The 15,679-nt window shown below is 40.9% G+C and carries 11 protein-coding genes and 2 pseudogenes; 8 read left to right on the forward strand and 5 right to left on the reverse strand.

Annotated features, from left to right (window positions below; genetic code table 11):
- Window positions 1-3: 3 nt before the first annotated feature.
- Window positions 4-915 carry an RNA polymerase factor sigma-32 gene (locus PVV57_RS02400; RefSeq protein WP_273718722.1) on the forward strand — a complete coding sequence of 304 codons (912 nt, stop codon included), beginning with the start codon at window positions 4-6 and terminating at the stop codon, window positions 913-915.
- A 383-nt stretch (window positions 916-1,298) separates the two neighbouring features.
- Here the strand turns inward: PVV57_RS02400 and PVV57_RS02405 are convergent, their stop codons facing one another.
- Entirely contained in the window at window positions 1,299-2,891 is a 1,593-nt protein-coding gene (locus PVV57_RS02405; protein WP_273718723.1) for a M48 family metalloprotease, read from the reverse strand.
- Window positions 2,892-3,034: 143 nt separating this feature from the next.
- Here PVV57_RS02405 and PVV57_RS02410 point away from each other — a divergent pair, with 143 nt between their 5' ends.
- The 4 genes and pseudogenes from PVV57_RS02410 to PVV57_RS02425 all read left to right on the forward strand — a co-directional run.
- Window positions 3,035-3,670 (forward strand): thiamine diphosphokinase, encoded by a 636-nt coding sequence (locus PVV57_RS02410; protein ID WP_273718725.1) that lies wholly within the window; start codon window positions 3,035-3,037, stop codon window positions 3,668-3,670.
- 103 nt (window positions 3,671-3,773) lie between these two features.
- The gene (locus PVV57_RS02415; protein WP_273718727.1) at window positions 3,774-4,160 is read left to right on the forward strand and encodes a hypothetical protein; all 387 of its coding nucleotides are present in this window, start codon (window positions 3,774-3,776) and stop codon (window positions 4,158-4,160) included.
- Window positions 4,160-6,025 (forward strand): ABC-F family ATP-binding cassette domain-containing protein, encoded by a 1,866-nt coding sequence (locus PVV57_RS02420; protein ID WP_273783406.1) that lies wholly within the window; start codon window positions 4,160-4,162, stop codon window positions 6,023-6,025. The genes PVV57_RS02415 and PVV57_RS02420 overlap by 1 nt, the downstream gene beginning before the upstream one ends.
- A gap of 599 nt (window positions 6,026-6,624) precedes the next feature.
- Window positions 6,625-6,864: pseudogene (locus PVV57_RS02425) on the forward strand (ABC transporter ATP-binding protein); the annotation flags it as partial.
- A 344-nt stretch (window positions 6,865-7,208) separates the two neighbouring features.
- Here PVV57_RS02425 and PVV57_RS02430 read toward each other — a convergent pair.
- Together PVV57_RS02430 and PVV57_RS02435 are read right to left on the reverse strand one after the other, a co-directional pair.
- Window positions 7,209-7,751: pseudogene (locus tag PVV57_RS02430) on the reverse strand (GNAT family N-acetyltransferase).
- 1,497 nt (window positions 7,752-9,248) lie between these two features.
- Window positions 9,249-9,509 carry a DUF2312 domain-containing protein gene (locus PVV57_RS02435; protein WP_039760779.1) on the reverse strand — a complete coding sequence of 87 codons (261 nt, stop codon included), beginning with the start codon at window positions 9,507-9,509 and terminating at the stop codon, window positions 9,249-9,251.
- Between the two features lie 230 nt (window positions 9,510-9,739).
- Here PVV57_RS02435 and PVV57_RS02440 point away from each other — a divergent pair, with 230 nt between their 5' ends.
- Window positions 9,740-10,267: a DUF1036 domain-containing protein gene (locus PVV57_RS02440; protein WP_273783370.1), complete on the forward strand. Its 528-nt coding sequence runs from the start codon at window positions 9,740-9,742 to the stop codon at window positions 10,265-10,267.
- Window positions 10,264-11,700: a pyruvate kinase gene (gene pyk, locus PVV57_RS02445; protein ID WP_273718730.1), complete on the forward strand. Its 1,437-nt coding sequence runs from the start codon at window positions 10,264-10,266 to the stop codon at window positions 11,698-11,700. Before PVV57_RS02440 ends, pyk begins: the two co-directional genes overlap by 4 nt.
- An 855-nt stretch (window positions 11,701-12,555) precedes the next feature.
- On the opposite strand, the gene PVV57_RS02450 is transcribed toward pyk, so the two are convergent.
- Both PVV57_RS02450 and PVV57_RS02455 read right to left on the reverse strand, forming a co-directional pair.
- A complete protein-coding gene (locus tag PVV57_RS02450; protein ID WP_273718731.1) occupies window positions 12,556-12,939 on the reverse strand; it encodes a cell division protein ZapA in 384 nt (127 codons plus the stop codon).
- A 12-nt stretch (window positions 12,940-12,951) separates the two neighbouring features.
- Window positions 12,952-13,227 carry a DUF4164 domain-containing protein gene (locus PVV57_RS02455; protein WP_005774573.1) on the reverse strand — a complete coding sequence of 92 codons (276 nt, stop codon included), beginning with the start codon at window positions 13,225-13,227 and terminating at the stop codon, window positions 12,952-12,954.
- 335 nt (window positions 13,228-13,562) lie between these two features.
- Here PVV57_RS02455 and tkt point away from each other — a divergent pair, with 335 nt between their 5' ends.
- Complete coding sequence (gene tkt / locus PVV57_RS02460; protein ID WP_273718735.1) at window positions 13,563-15,569, forward strand: transketolase; 2,007 nt, start codon at window positions 13,563-13,565, stop codon at window positions 15,567-15,569.
- The last annotated feature ends 110 nt before the right edge of the window (window positions 15,570-15,679 follow it).

Genomic DNA, 15,679 nt, shown 5'->3' on the forward strand with positions numbered 1-15,679 from the left:
ATTATGGGTAATCTTTCAAATGCTGTTTATAAAAGCAGCAAAAATTATAGCGATGCAGACAAAAGCTTAGGACGTAATATGATGCGTTCTGCTATGCAAGCACCTTATCTTGAACGACAAAAAGAGCATGATTTGGCTCTGCGATGGAAAGATAAACGCGATGATGATGCCATGCATCAAATTGCGGCGGCTCATATGCGTTTGGTGATTGCTATTGCAAACCGCTTTAAACGTTTTAAAATGCCCTTAGGGGATTTGGTACAAGAAGGATATGTAGGACTGTTGGAAGCCGCTGCACGTTTTGAACCTGATCGGGAAGTGCGTTTTTCAACCTATGCAACATGGTGGATACGGGCTTCTATCCAAGATTACATTTTGCGAAATTGGTCAATTGTTCGAGGGGGGACCAGTTCTTCGCAAAAAGCACTTTTCTTTAATCTGCGGCGTTTGCGCGCAAAACTGGTGCAAGATGATAGTGCTTTATCAAAACAGGATATTTTTCGCACAATCGCTGAAAAACTCGGTGTTTCCGTACGCGATGTTGAAACAATGGATTTTCGTTTTTCCAGTTCGGATAATTCCTTGAGCGTTTCTGTTTCTGAGAACAGTGATAATCCTATTGCGAAGATGGATGTTTTGGTCGATGAGAGTCCTCTTCCTGATGCTTTAATTGAGCAAATGATTGATGGTCAACGGCGCACGCAATGGCTTTACGATGCGTTGCAAATTCTCAATGAACGGGAGTTGGAAATTATACGCTTTCGTCGCCTCAATGAAGAGGGGGCTACTTTGGAAGTTTTGGGTGAAAAATTAGGAATTTCAAAAGAGCGTGTGCGCCAAATTGAAGCACGGGCTTTGCAGAAATTGCGTGCTGCTCTCCTGACCGTTCATTCAGAAGATGCTTATGACATATAAGCTGTGAAAGGTTTTTTAGGGGGGATAGGCGCGGGGCGGCGTAAGGCATGATGAAGCTTCTGGTTAAGGGTTTGCGAGCTTTATCAAGTAAGACGCCTCCCTTGCTGGTGGCAGTGAGCAGTATTTATGAGCAGAGGGAGATTGCAGGGTGAGTTTGGTTTGAGAAGGTCTGTGCAGAAATACGCTCTCTTCTCCTTATGATTCATTTTAGAAGATCGTTACGATATATAAGCCGTGAAAGACTTTTTAGGGGATATAGATGCGGGCGGTGGGGCGCATGATGGAGCTGGTTGAGGGTTAGCCAGCTTCATTTGCGAATATATGGAGGAGGGCGTGATTAAGGACAGAAAAGAATCAAGGCTGTAGCAGATGAAAAAGGAAACTTATTCGGTGATAATTTTTACTTTTGTACCGGCGCGTAAAGTTTGAGTTGGTGAGAGGGCGTTGAGAATACGAAAGAGTTTTTCTTTGTCTGGTGTGTGTTGCATTTTATTGGCAAGGTTTGCAACATTTTCTCCTTGTTTAACGCGGACAACACTGATTTTTAAGGGTTTTAATTTTTTTAACTGTGAAGTTGAAAGAGGGTGAAAGCTTTGGACTGTTTTTTTGGCAATCTCTGCAAAATTTTGAGAATTATAGGGGGCGGCTGTCAGAAAACGAAAAATATAATTATTGAACAGAATGACAACAACATCAAATTGCCATTGTTCATGGGTTGCACGAGCTTGCGCTCCAAGTAAACTTTGGCCTAGGTATCCTTGATGAGTGAATCCTGGACGCGTAAATTCTTGATTGGGGCGCCCTTGAATTGTGAGGAGGCGGATCGATGATGGGTCTAGACCGATAATCCAACCGCTTTGCAAATAATCACTTGCAGACATTCCGGTGAGGCAGGGAACAGCATCAAAACGAATCGCAATTTTATTTGGTCCGCTGGCCCAAACTGTTTGTGCTGAATGTTCTATTGTAAAATTGTTGGGAACAGAAAAAGCAATGCGCCATTGTGGGTGAATAAATTGGTTGCCTCGTACAAACCCTGTATCAAAGCTTCCTCCAAAAGTCATGCCATCAATGCTTGTGAGAAAAGAATCACGATCAGTATTTCCACTATTTTGTTTACTGATTTTACGTGCTTTTTCTATTGCAAGCCGAATACGTTGAGGGGTGGTTGGGTGAGAGGTTAGAAAGTCTAAGGGAGCATTTTGGGTGCCAGAAATATTCTGAAAAGCACTATAGGCTTCCATTGTTTGAAGAAAGCGCGGTGAAGCAAATGGATCATATCCTGCTTGTTGGAGCATTTCAAGGGCAAGGGAATCAGCTTCTAGCTCTTGATTGCGGGAAAATTGCGCGAGTTGTTGCTTGTTGTGTATGGAATTGGGGAGTTTTTTGCCCATAGAAGAAAGAAGACGTGGAGATGTATGATTTGCCATCTTCAATTGGGCTTTTTTTTGCAGGCGTAAAATACCATGATTGGCTCTGATATGTGCCATCTCATGGGCTAAAATTGCTGCAACTTCTGAAGAATCATTGGCGAGGGACAGCATACCACGGGTGATGTAGATCGAACCATTGGGGAGTGCAAATGCATTGACACTTTCTGAGTTTAAAATTGTTACAGAATAGCTTTGATGAGAATGGTGGGATGCAATTGTTAGTTTACGGATAATTTTTGCTAAAAAGCGTTCAAGTTTCGCATTATGATAGACGCCACCATACATTTGCAAAATACGGGGGTGTTGCAGAGCACTTAATGTGACATAGATATTGTGATTGTTGGTACGTTTGATTGTTTCAGAAGAACTGGAAGAGGGCTTATCATTTTGGGAAAGGGGCGTGTGACAAGCAGAAAGGAGAAGCATAAAACTGATGAAAGTTGCTTTATACAGGGGAGAGCGAAAAAGAAAATTTCGTTGAAAGGCGGTGTGTGTTAGATAGCGGTGTAGGTTCGTTCTGTGGTGTAATTTGGCAAATTTCATGAGTATCTTTGTATCGTGTGTGTTTTTTTAGAGAAGCTTTAAAGATAAGGATTCGTTTGGCTATATCACGGTTATCGTTTATAAAAAATAGCTCTCATTGATAAAAGGATGCTAGAAAAAAAATTGTGAAAGGCAAAATATGTATGACAACATTTACGATATTGTTAAATGGCGCTCTTTTTATCACTGATCGTTTGCTTAATCAAATTCAAAACAGTCGAGTGATTGCTGCGGATGGTGGTATGCGTCATGCTGCCGCGCTTAATGTGAAGCCTGAGTTGTGGCTGGGAGATTTTGATTCGTCTGATCAGACTTTGATAGACAAATATAACCATATTCCGCGTGATGTTTTTCCCTCTGATAAAGATATGACAGATAGTGCTTTGGCTTGTGAAAGAGCGCTACAAAATGGTGCTAAAAAGCTTATTTTATGTGGAGCTTTGGGAGGGGAGCGAAGTGATCATAGCCTTTCTCATATGACGCAAGCGTTGATGATGGCTGAGAAAGGCATTTCAGTGTTGTTGACAAGCGGTTTGGAAGAAGGGTGGCCGGTTTTGCCAAAACTTGTGTCATATGATTTGCCTAAGGGGTGTTTGTTTAGTCTTATTGGTTTTTCTGACTTACAAGGCTTAACACTTGAAGGAGTAAAATGGCCAATTTGTGATAAAAATGTGTCATTTGGCTCTTCTTTAACACTTTCTAACCGTATTTGTGGAACCTTTTCTTGCCATTTAGGTTCTGGAAAAGCTATATTGTTAGCGTCTGTGCCTATTCCGTAAAGCTCTTCCGATATATTTTGAATAAGGCAGGGGGGGGCTTAGTGATTAAGTGCCGACATAAACGATATATTATGTATTTATCTTGAGAAGGAAAGGTTTTGATATGTTAAAATCAATTTTAAAAGTGGCCGTCGTTTCAGCGATTGGTTTCAGTTCGGTGGCTTGTACGACAAATGATGAACGCGTTGCACGTTACGGTGTTGGGGGAGCAGCAATCGGTGCGTTGGCTGGGACTGCTATTGGTGGAAGTACTGCTGGAGCAGCGCTTACTGGTGCAGCATTTGGTGCTTTGGCTGGAACAGTAACAGGGGCGGCTGCAAATCAAAAAAGACAACAAAAACAGGCATCACAATTGTGCACGTATCGTGGTCGTAGAGGACATGTTTACCAAGCACCTTGTGCGCAAAGAGTCCCAGTACAACAATTATGTACTTACCGTGATGCAAGAGGGGTGATGTATAAAGCACCTTGTCCGCGCCGCGTTCGTTAATGGCGGTGCCATTGCTGCGGCTTGTCCGCATTTTCTTAAACGTGGGGACAACGCCTTTGCTCAACCAGGCATGTTTATCGGTTGAGCAGAGAGCACGTATCGCCTTGGTGGGCCGTAATGGTTGTGGAAAATCGACTCTGTTAAAAATTGCCGCAGGAATATTAGAGCCTCATGGTGGCGAAATTTTTCGCCACCCTCGGGTAACACTTCGTTATGTCGCTCAAAATCCGGATTGTTCAGGTTTTGAAAATATTAACGCTTATATGGAAGCGGGGTTGAATGAGACATCTGATGTCCAGTGGATCAATACACTTCGCACAAATTTAGGGTTTTCGGGGTCGGAAAAATTAGAAACGCTTTCGGGGGGTGAAAAGAGGCGTGTTTCATTATTACGGGCTATTGCAGCCAAGCCTGATATTTTGTTCTTAGATGAACCAACCAATCATCTTGATTTACCAACCATTGAATGGTTGGAAGGAGTTTTGTCTTCTTTGCCTTCAGCGATTGTGGTGATTTCCCATGATCGGCGATTTTTAGAAAATGTTACACGTTCAACGGTATGGCTTGATCGTGGCACAACCAAAAGACTGGAAAAGCGTTTTTCAGAATTTGAGAGTTGGCGTGATAAAGCACTGGAAGAAGAAGCCATCGAGCAGCATAAATTGGGGCGCCAAATTGCCCGTGAAGAGCAATGGTTGCGTTATGGTGTGAGCGCACGGCGTAAACGTAATGTACGGCGCTTGAGCGAATTAAAAAACTTAAGACAGCGTCATCAAACTTATAAAGGGCAGCCGGGAAGTGCACTGTTGAGCGCGGTTAAAAGTCATGACTCTGGTCAATTGGTGCTCGAAGCAAAGAAAATTTCAAAATCTTATGGTGAGCGCGTTATTGTGAAAGATTTCTCTTTACGCATTCAGCGGGGTGATCGAATCGGTTTGGTAGGGCCTAATGGTATCGGAAAGACAACGCTCCTTTCCGTATTGATTGGGCAAGAAGCTGTGGATAGTGGAACGGTGAGGCATGGCTATAACCTCTCCATGGCATTGCTTGATCAGCAACGCATTATCAATGAAGAAGAAACTTTGGCGCATTATCTCACAGGGGGGCGGGGTGATACTCTTGTGATCAATGGGCAGGAACGGCATGTGGTTTCTTATATGAAAGACTTTTTATTTTTGCCGGAACAAGCGCGCACCCCCCTTAAAGAATTTTCAGGGGGAGAAAGAGCGCGTCTCATGCTTGCGCGTCTTCTTTCGCGTCCTGCAAACTTTTTAATTCTTGATGAACCGACCAATGATTTGGATATGGAAACTTTGGATTTGTTGCAAGAATTTATTGCTGATTTTGCGGGAACAGTGTTGTTGGTAAGCCATGACAGAGACTTTTTAGATCGTACTGTAACGCATATGTTGGCACCGGAGGGCGATGGTCATTGGGTTTTGTATGCAGGCGGCTATAGTGATATGGTGGCGCAAAATAAGCAGGCTCTCCGTTTACAACGCAAAGAAATAGAATTATCGCACCGTAAAGCATCTTCAAAATCTCGTGCAAGGGAGGACGGAAAACGTGTCCCATCAACAGATCTCAGTTTGGATAGTGCGGGAGAAAAAAGAACACGAGGCAAATTGTCCTATAAGCAGGTTTATGCATTGCAAAAATTGCCTGAAGAAATCGCTGTTTTGCAAAATGAAATAAAAAAAATTGAACAAGAGCTCTCTGATCCAACCCTTTATCGCCGTGATAAAGAGCGTTTTGAGCGTTTATCAACAACGTTGGAAAAAAAGAAAAATACTTGCACACAAAAGCAAGAAGAATGGCTAGAACTTGAAATTTTACGCGAAGAAATAGAAGCGCGTTCATGTTAATGTCTTAATATTCATCTAAGCATTTTAAGAGATTCGTATTATCTCATCACTTTAGGTCGAGTGTTTAAGTGTATTGAAGGACGACGCCAGTATCATAAATTTATAGTGTTATTAAATTTATAAAGAACAGATTTTGGCGACACACTTTTGACTGCAACTAAAAGTTATGGCGCTGGTTCTTGGGGTTTTTGAAGCGAACTTTACTGTTTATGTTTGGTTTTTTTGCACAATTCTTGATAAAAAAAATTATTGGTGCGGTCGTTTTGTCAAAATGTTCTGTATGCAAGGATGCTGGCACCATCACGCACTTTATTTAGCTTCTAATGTGCGATAATTCTTGCGTTTAAGAAGATTGGATTCATAGGAGGTATTTTAGTCTTTCTTAGTTTTTATCTCTACGTCGTTTCTCGCTTGTAAGCCAACCTAGCTTGTGATGTGCAAGAGATGTAATTTTATGATTTAAAATAAGAAGATTTGAAATGAGGAAATCCTACGATTGTCGAAGTTCTTATTTAAGAAGGATAACGGTAAATTATCACTATGAATAAATATATTATAATGAGTGAATGATTTATCAACAGAGGGTCGTTTTACGGGGGCGGGAGAAAGGAACACGGGGAAAATTGTTCTATAAGCAGATGTAGGCATTGGAAAAATTGTCTGAAGAAATCACTGTTTTGCAAAATGAAATAAAAAAAATTGAACAAGAGCTCTCTGATCCAGTCCTTTATCACAGTGATAAAGAGCGTTTTGAGTGTTCATCAACAGCGTTGGAAAAAAATAAAAACACTTGTACACAAAAAGAATGGCGAGAATTCTTACGTGAAGAAATGGAATGTAAAAACAGGGAGTGCGAAGATTGCACCTTTTCGCAAGGTTTTCGTGTTGTTCTGCTTCATTGCTGTTTATCCTTATTGTCTCTATAAAATGCCATCATTGAGGGGAGGCATGGATTTATCCATGATCTTTTGCGTTGCGTAAAACAGAGTCCTTTGAAATGTTGTCATGTGAATTCCATGAAATGGTTAGGAGGGGCAAGAGATTTTAAGAAAAACTGGATAAACCATTATTGGCAAAATAGCGCGAGGAGAAGAGTATCCTTGAGGGAGGGGAACCAGTTGGTATATTTAAATATTTTGTGAAAACACTCTATAGCGTTTTACGATAGTGTTTTATCGTTTGTTTAGGATAAACCATTCATTCGGGAGGTGAGAATGTGATCTCGCCATTTGCCAGAAATCATGAGATAGTCTTTGGCATAGCCTTCTTTTTCAAAATGAAGGCGTTTTAATAAGAGTTCGCTTTTTATGTTCTCAGGTCTATAATTTGCCATCACTCTATGTAGGTGATAAACGTCAAAGATATGGTGTATCAGAGCCGATAAACTCTCAAACATGAGTCCTTTGCCTTACTGTTTTTCATCAAGAGAAAAACCAAGATGACAGGCTTGGAAAACACCACGAATTACATTTGTAAAGTTTACAACACCAATGATTGTGTTTTCATTTTTTAATCGTACGGCGTATCGGTAGGCTTGTCCTTTTGCGCTTTCACAAGAATAAGCATTGGCTCGTGCTTCCCAAGCTGTTAGGCTGTGGTCATCATCAGATCTTAATGGTTCCCAAGGATAAAGATGATTCGCATTACGCAGGTAATAAGCAGACAGTTCAGCGGCATCTTTTACACCGATTAATGTGGAAATTGTTCGTTTTGTTTTAATTGCCATCGTTTTCTCCTCCTAGAAACGTTACAATAACACGTTGATTTATCGTTCCAAATCATCATTTTCAACTTAAATCATAACATCGAATACAGTAAACTTTTCTCATCAGAGCATCTCTCACTTTAAAATCAATGCGGAATATTTTCTTTTCTGTCACAAAGGGGTTGGTGGATTGGGGGGGGTGTAAAGGAATGCTTCTTATGAAGTTCAAATAGCAAGGGCTGTCGCAACATTTTAGGGATGTGTGTAATGGTGCCCGATTTGCTCTTTTATGAAGCGTCAAGATGGGGCTGCTTAAGGGATTTTATACCCTTCATAGGGGATTTACCATTATATCCTTCACACCATTAATATTATTTACGGGGAATTAATATCATTGATGGAGACCACCGCGGAATGGGGGCGAGGGACGTTAAGAGATGCCTTGTTAAAATAAACACCTGCAATACAATAGCACTCTGTAATAATAGCGCTCTGTACACCGAAACTGCCTTTTTTCATACAATTTTTCAAATGGCTTTTTGTTTTTTGCAAAGAAGCCATTTCTTTATGAAAATTGTCCAGTGCATCAAACTGCTTCCTAAGACAATTTTCCTCGTATTGTTTCCTTTTGTCCTATCGTTGCGATTTGTTGATGGCATGGCTTGAAGATTTGATAACACGTTATGCAGCGATGATTCTCTTTTTATCAAGAAGTGTGCCAAAACGCTCAGTGTGAAGAGCGCGAAAAAGCGATGATATTTCTTACAATATTTTAGATATTAAGAGGGGGAGAAATCTTAAGGGGGCATTGTCTTTGCGTAAAAGTGTAACACTTCTGCTCTTTTTAGCATCAGCATTTTTTTTAATGTTTTTAATTTGGTTGCAATGATGCAATCGTTTCATAAGAAGCTGGTTATCTTATTTTAAAGGGAATTTACGGTTTAATCTGCAGCAGCTCTCTTGCCATGTGATTTGTGTAAAATCTATTATATTTCAAAGCGATCTGGTACTTTCATGTTTCTGTTTCACTGGATGTCTTAATAACGGGTTGCGCTATAAAAATAATTCTGGAGGCGACAAGATATCATGTCATTTCCAGTTATCTATACTTAAATTATTGATCATATTGATTTATAAAGATAATTTATATTTTTCATGTTGGGTGTCTTTTCAGAGTATCGTGAGATTTTCTCATTTTAAATATGTTTTTAGTTTAAAGTACTCAAAACGCTTTTGCTTGTACGCACAAGTGGGGTTGGCTTACAAGGGAGGACCCGTATGGATAAAAATGCCCGTATGGATAAAAATGATTGGAGAATAAGAATAAAAATGCGCTTTTCATGAATCCTTTAAAATGTGAGGGCTGTTGCAATTTTACGCATCCTGTGACCAGATGTCTCGTCACAAGTTACATGAATTGTTCGTTATTTTGCACAAACTGCTCACGGTTAGCAGAATTTTTGTGCATTCACGCATTTTTTTCCATTTTTCATTTTCTTAAGAAAATTTCTATTGGTGTTAACTCATCCCAAGCGCATTTTTATAAAGCTCAATAATGGCTTCTTCTTCCATTCGTTCATGCTCTTCTTTTTTACGCAACCGTATAATGCTTCGAACAGCTTTACTATCAAAACCAGAGCCTTTAAGTTCCGTGTATACGTCTTTAATATCATCAGAAATGGTTTTTTTTTCTTCTTCTAGTCGTTCAATCCGTTCGATAAAGGAGCGTAATTGGTTGACGGATATAGCGTGTGTTTGGTCGGTTACTGTATCATTCATTGTATTTTTCTCCAGGTTATATGTTTTAAGTTGTTTTTTCGACGACAAATTCATATTGGAAAAGCTTGAAAAACAAAAAATCAATCAAGCACCACAATTTTTTTACAAATTGACTTTAAATATTTTGTAAAATTTTTAAGATAAAATTTTTAAAATATATGCATTGATAAAAGGGCTATAAAAAGAAAAATATATATTTTAGACTTTGAAAGGCTTTTGAAAAAAGATGTATGATTTGTTTTGAGAATTGGCATTATAGAGGAAGTTTTGTGATTTTAAAAAGACAATATTGGGTGTTTGAGACAAAATTAAAGGTTTTTTTCTTGAGCATTTTGCTCTTGTTTCCCCTTGTTGTTTGTGCAAAAGCTGATTTTAGGGTGTGTAATACAACCCAACAGTCTGTAGGGGTTGCTCTTGGATATCGTACGTTTTCAGGGTGGGTGAGCGAAGGCTGGTGGGTGGTTCCCGTGACAGAATGTAAAACCTTAATCGAAGGACCTCTTGTCTCACGGTTTTATTATTTTTATGCGGAAGGAGCACAAAAAAAAGGAAGCTGGGCTGGCTCCGTAACCATGTGTGTGCAAGATAGCCAATTTACCATTCAAGGGGTTCATGATTGTTTTCCTCGAGGATATCAAAAGGCTGAGTTTAAGGAAATCGATACCGGTAATCAAACCAGTTGGATGGTACAGTTGACAGATGATTCCTTGTTCAACAATTCAGTTGTTCCTTCTTTTTCAGGAAATCCTCCACCGTGAAACGTGCCCGTAAAGTAAAAATTATTGCGACTCTTGGTCCTTCTTCTTTTTCTCGTTTAATGATTGAGAAGCTTTTTAGGGCAGGAGCAGATGTTTTTCGACTTAATATGAGTCATACGGATCGTGACACAATGGAGGATTTGGTCAAGTCTATACGGGAGGTTGAAAAAGTTGTTCAACGGCCCATCGGTATTTTGGTGGATCTTCAGGGACCGAAACTGCGTGTTGGTCGTTTTGCAAAAGGTCAAGAGGATTTGCGTGTTGGGCAAAGTTTTACGTTAGATAATCGCGATGTCGCTGGTGATGCGCAGCGTGTTTTTTTCCCTCATGAGGAAGTCTTTTCGGCACTTAAACCAGGGGATCGCTTGTTAATTGATGATGGAAGGGTGGAACTGCGTGCTGAAGTGTGTGATGATCATTTTGTTCAGTGTCGTGTGGTTTCTGGAACCCGTATTTCTGATCGAAAAGGTGTGAGTTTTCCGGATACAATTTTGCCTTTTGATTCGATGACCTCAAAAGATAAGGCTGATCTTCAGGCTCTGTTACAGCTGCCTGTTGATTGGGTTGCCCTTTCTTTTATCCAGCGTCCAGAAGATATTATAGCGGTGCGCAGGCTAACGAAAAACAAGGTGTCTTTGATGGCTAAAATCGAAAAGCCTCAAGCCTTGGAACATATAGAAAAGATTATTGAAGTCTGTGATGGTATTATGATTGCACGCGGAGATCTCGGTGTGGAAATGCCTTTGGAAAGGGTTCCAGCACTTCAGATAGAGCTGATAAAAGCTTGTCGTTTAGCTGGAAAACCTGTTGTGGTGGCGACACAAATGCTCGAATCAATGATCACATCTCCTGTGCCAACGCGTGCAGAAGTATCCGATGTTGCTACAGCGGTTTATGCTGGAACAGATGCGGTGATGTTGTCGGCTGAATCGGCTTCTGGTCGTTATCCGGAAGAAGCGGTTCTTATGATGGACAAAATCGCACGGCAAATTGAACAAGATCATACTTATGCTGCTCAAGTTGGCGCACAACATCCAGCACCAGAATCAACAGGAACGGATGCGATTTCTCTTGCAGCACGTCAGATTGCTGAAACACTTTCACTTGCCGCTATCGTTGCCTATACGGCTTCAGGAACAACGGGTGTGCGCGCCTCTCGTGAGCGTCCCAATAGACCGATTATTGCTTTATCTCCCATTGTGGAAACAGCACGGCGTTTGGCACTCGTTTGGGGGCTTCATTGTGTGGTTACTGCGGATGCAAAGAATTTAGAGGATATGGTTGATCGTGCAGCTACCATTGCCTTTCAGGAAGGTTTTTGCCAAGGAGGAGATCGCTTCCTTGTGACAGCCGGTGTTCCCCTTGGAACGCCTGGTGCAACAAACCTTTTGCGTATTGCCTCTGTCTCTCAAGATGGAACGAAAGGGATTTGATCCGTTTACGCCTAGTGTTTTTTCATGTGTCTTTTAAACAGGTTTTAGGAACAACGGGTGTGCGCGCCTCTCGTGAGCGTCCCAATAGACTTCATTCATTGCTTTGATCTTCCCTTGTGGAAACAGCACGGTGTTTGAGCATAAGATTCTGGCGCGGGATGCGGTGATGTTGTCGTTTTATCTATTGAATTTGTCTTTCGTTTTGAAGATGTTGTGCTTATGGGGCATTTAATGCGAGAAATTCTTTAATCTCATTGAGGCATGGGATTACTTTATTGGGCCCGCTTCCGAGCGGGATATTCATTGATCATGACAATTCATTCTTTTGCTGTTTGAATGAGAGCTTTAAAATTTTTCTCACTTTTAAGCTTTTATGCGTGGGTGAAATTTTTGCAAATAGAATTGAATCAAATTATGTGTCTCAAAAAGTCATGAAGGTCAGGCATGAGAATAAAGTGATGGGTGAATGTGTTTTTAAAAATATGCTTTTCGTGCGTCGTTTTTATGTAAAAGCCGTTTGCTTTATGCTTTGTTGGATTGATCATCACTGTGATTTTTTTTGAGAATGATGGATGTTGGTTTTGGTCGTTTGTTGTGCGAGATCCCTTATTGGAAGCATGATGATATAAGGCGACCTCTTTGATATATGACGTGTTTGTGTGTCAGCAAAATATTCAAGGATGGGCTTTTTGATCGGGCTTTAAGTCAATTTCATGCGTGCTATGCGTGATCAGTCATTGGAATCCTCGTTCGATAAGAAATCAGACTGTTTATGGGGGTGATTTAAGAATTTTTATCCTATGAGGCGTAGAAGGCAAGTCAAATCGCAAGTTTATTCATGGAGCTGATGTGTGTTTAGAAGTCTTCCTGTTCTTGTTCTTGAATGTTCGTGCTGTTTTGATCATCTTTGAGTAATTGATTGGTGAGCTTTTCAATGCGTTGTGTGGTATCACGCATGATTTTTCCCATGGTGTGCTCCTTTTCATGGTGAAGTCTTAAAAGAGCATCGTAGTCTTCTTGTAACTTTTTATTTTCTCGTTTTATTTCTTCCATTTCATCAATAATCATGATGCCCGCCATTACCGATAAACGATGATCACCAATTTCACCAAAATTTTTCTTTAAATGGGTGATATATTGATCCAATTGAGCGGCAAGCGCAATAAGATGACGCTCTTGTCCTTTATTACAAGCCATGCGATAATTTTTACCATCAATGGTAACGGAAACTGTTTCCATACATTCAAACCTTTATCTATCAATGACGACACGAATCGTTTCCATTGCTTTAATAAGACGTTTGGAAACTTCTTTGTTAACAGATTCTAAGCGTTCAATTTGGGCTTCAGCTTTGTCAAGCGCTTGGGCAAGATGGCTGCGGTCAGCATTCATTCGTTGAATTTCTTCTTCCCATTCGTTATTTTTATCAATAACGGCGTTGCGGTTTATTATAGTGATCTCTAAGGTCCTAAGTGCTTTTTCTAGGTGTTCTAGAGCATCTTGTAGAACCGTAGTCTCTTGGTTCATGCTTTTGTCCTTTGGGTAATTGTATCCTTTATCAATGCGTTATGCAAAAACGAATCACTTACATTCTTATATTGTGTGTGTTTTATTTTTAAGTATGTAGGATATTTTAGCAAGCAAAGCAGGGGTGAGATATAAATTAAAAGCTGGATTTTTTGCGCGTGTTGGCATAAATGACATGGATATACAGGATGCGTGAGGGGAATGTATTATTAATGTTATTGAAGTGGTGACAAAAAGTCTCACGCTGATGGTTAAAAAATAGTTTTCTTAAGGAATTTTAAGAGAATACGGAAAAAGCAACAAAATAACGTATTTAACGAAATGGTCGATTATTCATGACAAATACCCTCCAACAGAATCAGATGGCCAATGCTATCCGTTTTCTTGCTATTGATGCGATTGAAAAAGCGAATTCTGGTCATCCCGGTTTGCCAATGGGAGCAGCCGATATTGCTACGGTTCTTTATACACAATTCCTTGCTCATGATCCTAAAAATCCTCGTTGGCCTAACCGTGATCGTTTCGTCTTATCAGCAGGACATGGATCTATGTTGCTTTATGCTCTGCTGTATCTTTCTGGTTATGAAGATATCGGTATTGAGGATCTTAAAAATTTTCGCCAATTAGGGGCAAAGCTTGCGGGGCATCCAGAATATGGGCATGCGGCAGGAATTGAAACAACGACGGGACCTCTCGGACAAGGGTTGGCTAATGCTGTGGGGATGGCTCTTGCAGAACGTCTGCAAAATGCCCGTTTTGGTGATCTTGTCAACCATTATACTTACGCGTTGGTAGGGGATGGATGCCTGATGGAAGGGATTTCGCAAGAAGCAATTTCCTTGGCAGGGCATTTAAAACTCCACAAGCTTATCGTGTTGTGGGATGATAATAATATCTCTATCGATGGAGAAATTTCTCTTGCCGATAGCACAGATCAGAGTGCGCGTTTTAAGGCATCTGGTTGGAATACACTCAAAGTCGATGGACATAGCCAAACAGCAATTGCACATGCCATTGAGGAGGCGAAAAATTCTGATAAACCAACTTTAATCGCTTGTAAAACAATGATAGGTTTTGGAGCACCTAGTAAAGCTGGAACCAATAAAGTTCATGGATCACCTTTAGGTGTGCGAGAAATTGCTGAGACCCGTATCGCCTTGGGGTGGGAGGCGGAGCCTTTCGTTATTCCAGCCGATATTCTCGATAATTGGCGCTTAGCAGGCCTTAATGCTGCTAAAAGGCGACAAAAGTGGGAAGAAAAATTGAGCAATCTTCCTGTCTCAGAACGGGTGGAATTTGAACGATTGATGCGTGGTGATCTCGTGGGTGGATTTGATGGAGCTGTCGATGCTTATAAACAGAAACTTGTTGAAGAGTCTCCTGTTGTTGCTACGCGTAAAGCTTCGGAAATGGCTCTTGAAGTGATCAATGAAGTTGTTGGTGAGACTATTGGTGGGTCTGCTGATTTAACGGGTTCTAATAATACAAAAAGCAGTCAGATGAAAAGTATCTCTGCGAATGATTTTTCAGGACGCTATGTCCATTATGGCATTCGTGAACATGCCATGGGTGCTATAATGAATGGGCTTGCTCTTCATGGGGGCTTTATTCCTTATGGGGGAACGTTTTTATGCTTTTCTGACTATATGCGTCCTGCGATGCGTTTGTCTTCTCTTATGGGATTGCGGGTGATTTATGTCATGACCCATGATTCTATCGGGCTTGGAGAAGATGGTCCGACCCATCAACCCGTAGAACATTTAGCTTGCTTACGCGCTATGCCTAATCATCTTGTGTTCCGCCCTGCTGATGCTATGGAGACAGTCGAGTGTTGGCAATTGGCTTTGAAAGCACGCGGGACGCCTTCCACCTTGGCTTTGAGCCGACAAAATTTGCCACTGCTGCGTCAAGAATATGAAGAAGAAAATCTCTGTATGCTTGGGGCTTATGAATTGTTAACGGCCAGTGATGAGGCGCAAGTGACACTGTTTGCTTCCGGTTCGGAATTGCAAATTGCGGTCAAAGCACATGAAGTCTTAGAAGAAAAAGGCATCCCAACACGTGTGGTTTCTGTGCCTTGTTTTGAGCTCTTTTCTCAACAGTCTTGTTCCTATCAACGGGCTCTTATTGGAGATGCTCCGATTAAAATCGCCATTGAAGCGGCCATTGCCCAAGGATGGGACCGTTTTATTGGCTGTGATGGTGTGTTTATTGGTATGGAGGGCTTTGGGGCAAGTGGGACAATTGATGCCCTTTATGAACATTTTGGTATTACTTGGGAAAATGTCGTTGCTACCGCTGAAGGAGAGCTGGAAAAGATCAAAGAAGAAAAAACAAAATGACAGCTTGCGTTGTCATCAGTGGAGGTGCTTATAGGGCATCATATTTTGTGCACTGTTGTGGATAGTGTTGTGTATTATTGTGGATAAGTGTTTGATTGATCAAGGTCTTA

The organism is Bartonella sp. AU15XJBT (assembly GCF_028618615.1).
Taxonomy (GTDB): domain Bacteria; phylum Pseudomonadota; class Alphaproteobacteria; order Rhizobiales; family Rhizobiaceae; genus Bartonella.